The organism is Acinetobacter calcoaceticus, from assembly GCF_051947995.1.
Classification (GTDB): domain Bacteria; phylum Pseudomonadota; class Gammaproteobacteria; order Pseudomonadales; family Moraxellaceae; genus Acinetobacter.
The window spans coordinates 45,521-57,049 of sequence record NZ_JBLVVH010000001.1 but is presented as its reverse complement, the minus strand read 5'-3'; the positions used below and the strand labels follow the sequence as shown (position 1 = coordinate 57,049).

Genomic DNA, 11,529 nt, shown 5'->3' with positions numbered 1-11,529 from the left:
TTTGTTATTGAAGCTTGATCTGGTGTTCGATACGACCGCCGTAATCATTAATGCTGACATAGCTCATCTTTTCAGTATTTCCCGTTTTTAACTGGACTTTGTCTTCTGAAAAAGGTGAGAGCATTAAACCTTTAGGTAATAAATCCACCGGCTTTCCTGCATTTTGCTGGTAGATCGCCGTCATGGTAACGTGAAACGGTGTTGGATTTTTTACAATCAGGGTTTGTCCGCTTTTAGTCCATTGCAATTTTTCACCTGCAAGATTGGCATCAGCTTTAATACTTGCCGGACGATAGAAAAATTTAATGCGTGAACGAATCGCAAGCTGTAAAAAATTATCAGGAACAGCATCTTTGCTATTCGCTGTAGGTCGTGGTGGAATATCCAGAACATTCAGCCAAAAAACGGTTTCTTGTTTTTGATTTAACTGGGCTGCATTCGGTAATGCCGTAATACGAAGTGATTGACTTTTCGTTGGATCGACACGCGAAATCGGTGGGGTAATCATGAATGGAACTTTAGACTGATCCGGCGTACTTTTAGCATCACCTTCATCAATCCAAGCCTGAACAAGCGATGGTTTAGCACCATTGTTACTCACTTGCAAAGTTACTTCACGTGCATCAGAGGGATAAATCACACGTGTGCCATGCAAGATAATTTCTGCATGTGTATGAGTTGCGATGACTGCCGATGATAGTGTTAAACCAAGCAAAAAATTGTAACCGTTCAGTGCCATTTAAATTTACTCTATGATTGCGTGAAGTTTACAACTGCGAATTTCTAGAAGACTAGAAATTCGCATAGTTTATCAATAGATTATTGATAAATAATTGTATATTGAACTGAAGTGTTTACTTCACCAGCAGAAGAAGCGCCAGTTGCATAATATTCAGCATAGTAGTTAAGGTCAGCAGTACCGCCTTCTACCACATCAACCCATTGAGAGTTTGCTTGAGCACCGTTACTGCCAGCAGCAAGTACTGGAATAACTTGGTTGTTGCTACCTAAAAGTTGAACATCAACGTTTTTAGCGCCAGCAGCATTCTGGTTAAGTAAACGGCCGGTGTTAAAATCAACAGTTGCACCTGGTTCGAAGTAAGTTGCAACTTTACCCGCTGAACATTTATCTAGGTTGATTTGGAATGGGGTACGACCAGCGACATCACCTGATTTTGCAAGTGTTTGTTTAGATACAGTTGGAAGTGTTACGGTAAAGTCTTTACCTGCTGGAGTTACGATGTCACAAGTTTTGTCTGTCACTAGACCATTAATTGTAATCGTTCCATCAGCAGCTTGAGCATTAGCAATACCTACAACTGAAAGAGCAGCGATCAAAGCAAGTTTTTTCATAATAATTTCTCAAATACATCAGCTAAAAGTTTGAATTAAAATTACTTTTCAGTTGAATTTTTGCGCTGAACAAGTAATGCGCAAAATATATCGCAATTAATTTAAAAAGTGCAAATTACGTCACATTTTTGGTGTTTTTTTAATCTGAAATTCCGATTTAAAATAAGTTTATGATATAGATTATATTTTTGTATTTTATAGGGTGTAAATTCACTATTTTTAATCATTTTTTTTAATATTTCTAAAGATTGATTGATTTTTCCTTTAGAAAAAAAGAAGAGATTGTTTATTTTTTATTCAAAATTATGAGGGTTATTTAAAATATTTCGCCGAGAAAAAATATAAAACAAATACTTTTTTGTAGTGTTTGATTAACAATTTTGATGAAAAATGACAATGTGTTAACAAAAAGTGAATGCTTGTTTTAAGAATTTTTTAAGGTTCAATCTTTAGTTTTTTAGTCATGATTAGATGAAAAAAACGCCGAAAGGAGCTTTCAATGAACATGCTTTATACCCATAAACCTAACTACTATTTCTTTGCCCATAAGTTTGTTTTATTTCTAGAAAGTTATCTGAAAAGTCACCCACTGGAACAGCAAACCAGCTTTAATTTACAAACCATCTATGATTTGTTTAGCCATGACCGCGCGTCAAGTACGACAAATCTGGAAGGTATTTTGAATATTGCTGATGAATATGTGCTTGAAACAGATGAAGGGCAGCAGTCATTGATTCGTTCATATCATGTGCATTTAGACAATCATGTACTGACTTTAGAATTTAATCCTAAAGCAGTGGCAAGTCTGAAATCAGGTCAGACGATTGTGAATCCAAAGGCTGCTTAAACTGAATCTTAAAACGATCAAGGCTTATTGAGACATTTAGCGAGCATTCATATCGCTAAATGTCTTTGACTTAGCTGATTTAAAATTGTCTATTCGCTATGATAGCGTCACGTATTCAATGATTAGATTGGCTTAATGAATAAGGATTTTAAATCAGAAACTTATACTGCCGATGAAAATATGGCAGATACAATGACATGGCTGATGCATCATCAGGACGTTTTCGATTCCTTACATTTTGATGTGCATACTCAGCAACTTTCAGTTTCACATGCAGCAGGCGTGGATATTATTCGAGTCGGGATGTATCTAACTGCCAAGTATGGCATTCTGGTGACATCCATCTGATTTTTCATCTACAAAAAAGCCTTGTCATTTGACAAGGCTTTTTCATTTATGCACTCATGGCATCGACCGAAAGTTCTGCAACGGTCGGTTTTGGCTTTTCTGCGGTTAAGCCTAATTTAGCAAACAGGATTTGATCCTTTCCTTCGCCGGCATTTGGTGTGGTTAATAATTTGTCGCCCGAGAAGAGCGAGTTTGCACCCGCCATAAATGCAAGTGCCTGATCAGAATCACTAAGAGATTCACGGCCTGCTGAAAGGCGGATATAACTGTGTGGCATGATGATACGCGCAACCGCAATGGTACGGATCCATTCAGTGACATCCAGCTTTTCGACATCAGCAAGTGGTGTACCTTCGATAGGGACCAGCATGTTAATTGGCACTGATTCAGGATGGACAGGCATGGTTGCCAGTTCATGTAATAGGCCAATACGGTCATTACGGCTTTCGCCCAACCCAACAATACCACCACTACAAACTTTCATGCCTGCTTGACGAACATGGTCTAAAGTATCCAGACGATCATCAAATGTACGCGTGCTAATAATATGAGAATAGTATTCGCGGGAAGTATCCAGATTGTGGTTGTAATAATCCAGACCTGCTTCTTTTAAACGCTCGGCTTGCGACTGGTTCAACATACCTAAGGTCATGCAGGTTTCAAGGCCTAATGCTTTTACCTCACGTACCATTTCAAGCACATATGGCATGTCACGTTCATGGGGATTACGCCACGCAGCACCCATGCAGAAACGAGAAGAACCAGACTCTTTGGCAGACTGTGCTTCACGAATGACTTTATCAACCGCAATACGTTTTTCAGCCTCTAATTTTGAATCGTAATGCGCCGATTGCGAACAATATTTACAATCTTCAGGACATTTACCCGTTTTAATTGAAAGAAGGGTACTGACCTGAATCGAGTTGGCCTGGAAATGTTGACGATGTACGCTTTGCGCTTCAAAAACTAAGTCTAGAAAAGGTTGATCATATAGAGCTTGGATTTCATCACGAGTCCAGTCATTACGTAAGGTCATTGTTATATCCATGATGATTGATGACAAACATTGAGACTAATCATACAGAAATCGTGCCAAAGCCAAAGGGCAAAAAACATCATTTTTCTATTTGGGGCATATCTGCCTGTTGCAATTGCTGCTGAATTGCCCAGTCAATATGCACATTGACAATCTCGTCGTGCCACATTTTTGCATCTTGCAAGGCCGTGACAATTTCAGCTGAGTATGGAGCATTTCCGAGGCCGATTGCAATATTACGTTTGAAGGATTGATATCCGGTACGGCGGATCGGGCTGCCCTCGGTATTGGCAAGGAAAGTGGCTTCATCCCAGCGCCAGATCTCGAGCAGGCTAATGTTATCTAGACCATGTCTTGGATCGAAATCCGGAATGGAGGCAGTTTTGGCAAAGCTGTTCCAAGGGCAAATCAGTTGACAGTCATCACAACCAAAAATTCGGTTACCAATTCCTGCACGCAATTCTTCTGAAATAATCCCTTTATATTCAATGGTTAAATATGCAATACATTTTCTGGCATCAAGTATGTAGGGTTCAACAATGGCTTGGGTCGGGCAAATGTCGATACAGGCGGTACATGAGCCACAATGTGCAGTTGCAGGTTCGTCGAAAGGAAGTTCAAGCGAAGTAAACAGTTCACCTAAAACAAAGAAAGAGCCTGACTTTTTATGAATGAGTAGGGTGTGTTTGCCGGTCCATCCCATGCCTGCACTTTCAGCCAGAGATTTTTCAAAGATCGGGGCAGAGTCAGCAAAGGGGCGCGATTCAAACTCACCGACTTTTTCCCTGATACGCGTGGCTAAGGTTTTAAGCCGTCTACGCATTACTTTATGATAATCACGGCCCCGTGCATAACGCGCAATAATGGCAGAATTGGGTTCAAATGGAACATAACGGGGCTTCGGGGATGCAACAAGATAGTTCATGCGCACACAAATAATGCTTTTTGTGCCCGGTACGAGCAAGGTAGGATCTGCACGTTTTTCCAGATTTTCCTCTAAATAGTGCATGTCTGCATGGTATCCGCGTTCTAAATATTCTTTAAAACGAGGCATTTGATCTTGAGCATCAGGTTTGGCAATGACACAATCAGAAAAGCCCAGATCCAGAGCTTGTTGTTTAATCCAAGCCTTCAGTGCTTGCGGATCAAGCTGTTGTAACTCAATCTTTTGAGAGAGGGTCTGAGATGAAGAGGTTGAAGCCATAAACCAATAATGAGAGGGAAAACATGCAAGGTGTAGTTTACCATAGCCAGAGTATCCAAGCATGGGAACAGCGCTGGTTTACCCAGCAAAATTCATCCTTAGGACTCATGCAGCAAGCTGCCTGGGCAATCACCCAGCAGTTAATGGTGCAATTTATTTCAAAAAAAATTAAAAATATTGCCGTATGGTGTGGGCAAGGTAATAACGCTGGCGATGGTTACTATATTGCTGCCTATCTGAAGCAGCATGGAAAAAAAGTGACCGTGTTTGCGACAGAGCTCGGACAATCAGCGGATTTAAAACAAGCTGCAGATTATGCGCAGTCTCATCAAGTCGATATTCAAACCATCGATTACTTATTGTCAGAAAACGCAGTCCATCAAGAACTGCCCACTTTTGATTGTCATATTGATGCTTTATTTGGCATTGGTCTCAATCGGTCGCTTGACCTGTATTGGCAAGAGATTATCCAGCTGTTCAATACGCAGGCCGGTCTAAAAGTCTCGATTGATATTCCCAGCGGTTTGCAGGCCAATACAGGGCAGGCTTTACCCGTTGCGATACAGGCAGATCAAACTTTTACAATTTTGGGTTACAAGGCGGGCCTATTCACAAGTCAAGGCAAGCAATATGTCGGGAAATTACATCTTGTTAACCTTATTCCGCCAGATACGCAATTAAAAGCGCTTGCTTATTTATCTCCCGAAAAAGTGATCTTGCCCAAGCGGCAAGCGTTTGGTCATAAAGGCAGTTATGGCCATGTGTTGGTCGTAGGCGGTCATGCAGATATGGGTGGCGCCGTTATCATGTCGGCTGAAGCGGCTTTTCATGCAGGAGCTGGAAAAGTCAGTGTGGTCTGTCATGCCAAACATCATCAGGCTATTCTGGCGCGTTCACCCAATATTATGGTTAGGGATATCAATCTTCTGGATCAGGCGGGCATCGAGCAATTACTTGAACATGTCGATGCGGTATGTTTTGGTATGGGTTTAGGAAGAGATTCATGGGCTGAACATATTTATCAGCAATGGTTTACGTTACTGAATCAAAATTCTCATTTAGAGGTGGTACTTGATGCAGACGCGCTCTGGTTTTTGGCAAAAGATTCGCAAGTACTAAAGCATCATCTCTATGTGACCCCGCACCCCGGTGAGGCGGCGACCTTGTTAGGTTGTAGTGCCAAGGAAATTGAACAGGACCGTATTGCAGCAATTCAGCAGTTGCAACAAAAGTACGCTGGTCAATGGGTACTTAAAGGCGCGGGCAGTCTCATTTTAGAGAAAGAATTGGTCATTTGTACCCAAGGCAATGCTGGCATGGGTACAGGTGGAATGGGCGATGTACTGGCAGGCATGATTGCCAGCTTAAAAGCGCAGTTCCATCAGCAGATTGCTTTGTATGAAATCGTGACCTTACATGCGCAGGCTGGTGATTTGCTGGCTGAAAAGGGGATGCGAGGATTACAGGCGCATGACATGGGAAAAATGATTTATCAGGTGGTGAATCAGAACGATTAACGGCGTCTGGTGCTGGCACGGCTACGGCCTCGTGCCATGCCACCTAATGCATTGAGCACAGCCATTTTACTCATACTCCCAGAAGCATGCGCATGGCAAATGGCTGCGGCAAGGGCATCGGCTGCATCCGATTGTGGTTTGATGCTCAAATTCAGTAAACGCATCACCATCATCTGGACCTGTTCTTTATCTGCTGCGCCGTAACCGACCACGGACTGTTTAATTTGTCGTGCGGTATATTCAGCCACCTGTAAATCCAGATTAACCAGAGCGGCAATTGCAGCACCACGCGCCTGACCGAGTTTCAATGCCGAATCGGGATTCTGCGCCATAAAGACTTGCTCGACCGCAGCTTCAGTTGGACCGTGAAATTTAACAATCCGTTCAACCCCGGCAAAGATACGTTTTAAACGTTCTGGCATTTCTTGGGTTTCGGTACGAATGGTACCTGCATCGACAAAACGTAGTTTATTGCCATCTTTTTCGATAATTCCGTAACCTGTTAAGCGTGAACCAGGATCAATACCAATAATTAATGACATGTCGAACTATAAAAATAAAAGATTGTTGTTATTGTTACATAGCAGGCTTTTTGATGCATATTTTTTTTGTAGGATTTTGAATTATAAGAAAATAGCGGTTTTATTAAACAAAATGACAGTTATCTTTTAAATATCTTGAAATTTTATCTCTTTTTAGCCTTCTTATCATTCGGGTTGATTGCGGGCGTATTTTGATCGATTTGTATTTAATTTAAGCATTAGACACTAAATTATGTGATTTTTCTAAAAAAAATTTGCATTGTGGGGGAGATGGGCGTATAAAGCATCTCATTGATCAGATATGTTGATCAATATGTTGATGCGGGATGGAGCAGTCTGGTAGCTCGTCGGGCTCATAACCCGAAGGTCGTTGGTTCAAATCCAGCTCCCGCTACCACTTTAAAGTTAATTGAATATATTAGCTCTGTGATTATTAAGTTGTTGTTATCTGAAAGATTAGACAGCAATTAAGTTAGCTGAAATAACCCTAAAGAAAGCTAAAAATTATTAGATTCTAGAATTGTAGTTTACCTCTCTCCATATATCTAGCGTTATAGTAAATCCAAATCGATCACTTGAGCTCAGGAATGAGTGATTTCGTGTTGAAAATTATTAATGAATGGCGTGTAGCCAAGGCCAGTAATGGCAATGAAATTTGTGTGCAAATTATCCCGATGAAACGTCAACAGAATACGTTGGATGGTTTCAAATGGGTAGAAGTTGGAAAGAAAATCCAGCTAGAATCAGGTCGAGAAATTGACTTTAATCTAGATGGAAAAAGCTTCTATACCGATGTTAATCAGCTTTATCGATTAATATAGATAATTTACGCACTTGAAGTATCTATTTGTTAAAGATAGATTGAGTGAAATCAATATTAAAAAATTTGATTTAACTCATAAATGAACAAAGTTTAAAGGTTTAAAAGTATGTCTGATACAGTTACTGGTACTGTTAAGTGGTTTAACGAAACTAAAGGTTTTGGTTTCATTCAAGCTGACTCTGGTCAAGATGTTTTTGCACATTTCAGCGAGATCCAAAGCAATGGTTTCAAAGTATTAAACGAAGGCCAACGCGTTTCGTTTGTACTTGGTCAAGGTAAAAAAGGACCACAAGCAACAACGATTAAAGTTATCTAATAAGATTGCTTGAAAATGAAGCTCACTTTATGTGGGCTTTTTTTTATATCTAAAAAAGAGTTGTTTAGCTTAATTATAGGTATATCTTCACCATTACATAATTTTCTCATAAATTTCGATGTGTAATTTTTTGATTTAACAGTGAATTATAGTTTTATTCTAACAGGGTGCTAAAAAAACAATATTGCTCACACAGTGATTAAAACTTTTTATACTTCCATCAATCTACTAACTTGTTTGGCTTAAAGTTTGGTATGCTTGCAGTATCTGTCAAATAAAGATAGATTGAGTTAAATCATGATTAAACAATTCTGATTTAATTTTTAAATGAACAAATTTTAAAAGGTTTAAAAGTATGTCTGATACAGTTACCGGTACTGTTAAGTGGTTTAACGAAACTAAAGGTTTTGGTTTCATTCAAGCTGATTCTGGTGAAGATGTTTTTGCACACTTCAGCGAAATCCAAAGCAAAGGTTTTAAAGTATTACAAGAAGGCCAACGCGTTTCTTTCGTACTTGGTCAAGGTAAGAAAGGACCACAAGCAACCCTTATCACTGTTATCTAATTTTTAGACCAGTAAAAAGAAAGCTCACACAATGTGGGCTTTTTTTTATGAAAAATGCAATTTAGTTCGCTTATAGGCAGCTCGCATGTTTAGGCAGATAGCCTATGAAATAATATGTTAAGATTTTCTATAGATATTAGATTTTGTGATTTTTACATGGAACTTTATTTTTATTTGATTGAAAATTATTGAAAAAATTATAAGACGAGTAAGAGGTTAATTTTATATCGATTGACAGGTAGCGTGACCAAGAAATATTCATTGCGCCTAAAAAGTAAACTCGTGTATAGTTAAATCACAACTAGAAGAATAACGCTGTTGATTCAGTCAATCTTGCATTTTATAGTTTGGATAAACCTTTCGTTTTATCAGATCTAGTCTCAGAGTTTATGATTCCAAGTTGCTTGCTGCTAAGCTCCCCCAAAAATTTATTAAATAGGTTAAACATATGTCTAATACTGTGACTGGTACAGTGAAATGGTTCAACGAAACTAAAGGTTTCGGCTTCATTCATGCTGATTCTGGACAGGACGTTTTTGCTCATTTTAGCGAAATCCAAAGTAGCGGTTTTAAAGTTCTGCATGAAGGTCAGCGTGTCACCTTTACAATTACTGATGGTAAAAAAGGGCCGCAGGCAACGGGTATTACCGTTATAGACCAGAAATAAGAAATATATTGAAAAAAGCTCACTTTCGTGGGCTTTTTTGTATCCCTGTTTTTATACTTCTTTAAATTAAATATTTAATTATTTTGATTTAAGCGCCCATTTTTGTCATAAATCAACTTTTTTGTGCAAGATTTGTACTAGTCAGATCTACGACTTTTTGCTAATTTTATTTTGTTAATTTGTTAGGCAAATTAATAAGTGCAGTACATTTAATGAGCGTTAAAGTTATGGAAAACTTGGAGTCATATGCTCAAGGGTTTGAGCAGGAAGTTCATGTACATTGTAAAAGATCTCTAGGGACGTTGTTCTTTAGTTTTGTGGTGTTAATTGCAACCAGCCTCTAGAAATAAAAAGCACCTTCGGGTGCTTTTTTAATGTTTTATAAATTGTCGCGCTTTATATAAAATTAACTATCAAAAATATTGAAAGATTCTGGTTTTATTAATCACTATTTTGAAGGTAACCTTGTCTTATTGTGAAGTAAGAAGATTTATTTTTTAGGTGAATTTCAAATGTTTAACGGTATTAAAAAACCGATCCATGTAGATGATGTTGTCTTTAAAGAAAGTAAGGCTTCTCAAAATTCGAATGAGTGGAGTTGGGTAAACCCCAAGCATGGAAAATTTAAACATCCAGCCAATTATTATGAAAGTTCTTTAGAAGATTGGCATACCTTTGAGGCACTCAATTCGGATCATATATGTGATGTTGTCGTGATTGGTGGTGGATTGCTGGGTGCATCTGCAGCATTACATTTATCTGAGCAAGGTGTTGATACAATTTTGGTCGAGAAAAACCGGATCGGTTCATCTGCTTCAGGTCGAAATGGCGGACAACTTACACCGGGGCTGGCACGTTGGGAAGCGGAGGAAATGATCAAGCGTTTTAGCTACGAAGATGCTAAAAGGCTTTGGCATTTTACCTCTACTGAGGCAATGTCATTAATTGACCGGATTAGTGAAAAATATGAAGTTGAACTGGCACGTAAGCGTGGACATATCACAGCTGCCGTACATGAAGGGCATCTTATTGCATTGACGCAAGGTGCAGATGCCAGAAAGTACTTAGGTGAAAATAATACCAAGATTATGGGTGCATATGAACTTAAGCAATTGATTAAATCTGACCTGTATAAAGGCGGTTTGGTTGATGATTTGGGTGGGCATATCCAGCCGCTGGCTTTAAATCGTGCTTTGGTGCATGGCTTTTGTAAAAACGGTGGCCAAGTTTTTGAACAGACAGAAGTATTGTCTATTTCTGAACAGGCGGATGGTATCTATGTCAAAACCAAGACAGGCACCCTTAAAGCACGTAAAAGTGTCATTATTGCCGTGCATCACAATACCTTTAAATTGCTGCCGGAGAAGAAACAGACAGCGATTCCATTCCATACCTACATTGCGGTGACTGCACCTCTGGAAGTGCCGTTGAGCGAATTATTACCTCAGGATCATCCAGTCTATGATACGCAATTACAGATTGACTATTATCGTGGGGTTTCGAAAAACCGTTTATTGTTTGGTGGTCAAGGCACAGGGACCAGCTGGAACGTAGGTCGTATCAATCAATATTTGCTGGGTCGAACAAATAAAGTATTTCCTCAGCTTAAAAATGTAGAGATGGACTTCTGCTGGAGTGGGGTTAGTGATCTGACCGTAAACGGTGCGACCGACAACCGAAAATTTGGAGAAAAATATCCTGTTTATGCGGTACATGGCTGGAGTGGTCATGGTGTGGCACAAACGGTTCGTATCGGTAAGGCGATTGCTGATGATTTTTCCGGTTTAAATACCGATTATGCAATGCTCACCAAAATCCAGCATAGTGATATTCTGTTTGGACGTTTGCTGGCACCGCTGGCGATTCCAATGTCAAAAGGCTGGTACAGTATTACAGGTATGCTGAATCCAGGGAAAATGGTATCGTTTTAATCTGCCTTGTTGTTTTGGAGAAAATGTCTCTTAAAGGTGAGGCATTTTTTCTATTTTCTAATGAAAATGTTGTATGAAACTTGGCCCGCTCAAATGTCATGACAACTGACTGATTAGGTTTTATTTTATTCTATATATGACTAAATATAATATGTTAGGCTAAATAAAAAAGGATGAAGTCCATGGATATTATACAAATTAAGGATTTTTCAGCGGCAATGGGGTACACACAGGCCATTATGGAAATGGATGAGTGGATCGGAACACGAGCTTATTTTTATATCATCAAAGAGCACTATTTGGTCGATGAGGCGATTCGATTAGAGTATGTGATTATGCAATAGAAATAATGATTGGATGATTTTTAGCTGATATTAGTC

The 11,529-nt window shown here is 39.2% G+C and carries 14 protein-coding genes and 1 tRNA gene; 10 read left to right on the top strand and 5 right to left on the bottom strand.

The features are described from left to right. Positions 1-4 precede the first annotated feature (4 nt). Together ACNQO6_RS00350 and ACNQO6_RS00345 are read right to left on the bottom strand one after the other, a co-directional pair. The gene (locus ACNQO6_RS00350) at positions 5-739 is read right to left on the bottom strand and encodes a fimbrial biogenesis chaperone (protein WP_440207763.1); all 735 of its coding nucleotides are present in this window, start codon (positions 737-739) and stop codon (positions 5-7) included. Between the two features lie 80 nt (positions 740-819). Beyond that, entirely contained in the window at positions 820-1,353 is a 534-nt protein-coding gene (locus ACNQO6_RS00345; protein ID WP_343580071.1) for a fimbrial protein, read from the bottom strand. 499 nt (positions 1,354-1,852) lie between these two features. Between ACNQO6_RS00345 and ACNQO6_RS00340 the strand changes: the two genes are divergently transcribed. Both ACNQO6_RS00340 and ACNQO6_RS00335 read left to right on the top strand, forming a co-directional pair. Next, positions 1,853-2,200 (top strand): hypothetical protein, encoded by a 348-nt coding sequence (locus ACNQO6_RS00340; protein ID WP_343580070.1) that lies wholly within the window; start codon positions 1,853-1,855, stop codon positions 2,198-2,200. 135 nt (positions 2,201-2,335) lie between these two features. Next, entirely contained in the window at positions 2,336-2,548 is a 213-nt protein-coding gene (locus ACNQO6_RS00335) for a hypothetical protein (protein ID WP_343580068.1), read from the top strand. 46 nt (positions 2,549-2,594) lie between these two features. On the opposite strand, the gene bioB is transcribed toward ACNQO6_RS00335, so the two are convergent. After that, entirely contained in the window at positions 2,595-3,584 is a 990-nt protein-coding gene (gene bioB, locus ACNQO6_RS00330) for a biotin synthase BioB (RefSeq protein ID WP_343580067.1), read from the bottom strand. A gap of 79 nt (positions 3,585-3,663) precedes the next feature. Beyond that, complete coding sequence (gene queG, locus ACNQO6_RS00325; protein ID WP_440207762.1) at positions 3,664-4,788, bottom strand: tRNA epoxyqueuosine(34) reductase QueG; 1,125 nt, start codon at positions 4,786-4,788, stop codon at positions 3,664-3,666. Positions 4,789-4,811: 23 nt separating this feature from the next. On the opposite strand from queG, the gene ACNQO6_RS00320 reads away from it, so the two are divergent. Then, positions 4,812-6,305 (top strand): NAD(P)H-hydrate dehydratase, encoded by a 1,494-nt coding sequence (locus ACNQO6_RS00320; protein ID WP_440207761.1) that lies wholly within the window; start codon positions 4,812-4,814, stop codon positions 6,303-6,305. Here ACNQO6_RS00320 and ruvC read toward each other — a convergent pair. After that, positions 6,302-6,847 carry a crossover junction endodeoxyribonuclease RuvC gene (ruvC, locus tag ACNQO6_RS00315; protein WP_004771796.1) on the bottom strand — a complete coding sequence of 182 codons (546 nt, stop codon included), beginning with the start codon at positions 6,845-6,847 and terminating at the stop codon, positions 6,302-6,304. The genes ACNQO6_RS00320 and ruvC overlap by 4 nt on opposite strands. 320 nt (positions 6,848-7,167) lie before the next feature. Here ruvC and ACNQO6_RS00310 point away from each other — a divergent pair. The 7 genes from ACNQO6_RS00310 (at position 7,168) to ACNQO6_RS00280 (ending at position 11,493) form a co-directional block, all read left to right on the top strand. Further along, positions 7,168-7,244: transfer RNA gene (locus ACNQO6_RS00310), tRNA-Met, on the top strand. Between the two features lie 190 nt (positions 7,245-7,434). Continuing rightward, positions 7,435-7,668: a transposase gene (locus ACNQO6_RS00305; RefSeq protein ID WP_343580063.1), complete on the top strand. Its 234-nt coding sequence runs from the start codon at positions 7,435-7,437 to the stop codon at positions 7,666-7,668. A gap of 108 nt (positions 7,669-7,776) precedes the next feature. Continuing rightward, positions 7,777-7,986 (top strand): cold-shock protein, encoded by a 210-nt coding sequence (locus ACNQO6_RS00300; protein ID WP_004661816.1) that lies wholly within the window; start codon positions 7,777-7,779, stop codon positions 7,984-7,986. Between the two features lie 355 nt (positions 7,987-8,341). Further along, a complete protein-coding gene (locus tag ACNQO6_RS00295) occupies positions 8,342-8,551 on the top strand; it encodes a cold-shock protein (protein ID WP_004771798.1) in 210 nt (69 codons plus the stop codon). A 448-nt stretch (positions 8,552-8,999) separates the two neighbouring features. Then, on the top strand, positions 9,000-9,218 hold the full coding sequence (locus ACNQO6_RS00290; protein WP_343580057.1) for a cold-shock protein: 219 nt from the start codon (positions 9,000-9,002) through the stop codon (positions 9,216-9,218). 512 nt (positions 9,219-9,730) lie between these two features. After that, positions 9,731-11,149, top strand: coding sequence for an NAD(P)/FAD-dependent oxidoreductase (locus tag ACNQO6_RS00285; protein ID WP_440207760.1), 1,419 nt, complete (start codon positions 9,731-9,733; stop codon positions 11,147-11,149). A gap of 182 nt (positions 11,150-11,331) precedes the next feature. Continuing rightward, positions 11,332-11,493, top strand: coding sequence for a hypothetical protein (locus ACNQO6_RS00280; protein ID WP_343580055.1), 162 nt, complete (start codon positions 11,332-11,334; stop codon positions 11,491-11,493). Positions 11,494-11,529 lie beyond the last annotated feature (36 nt).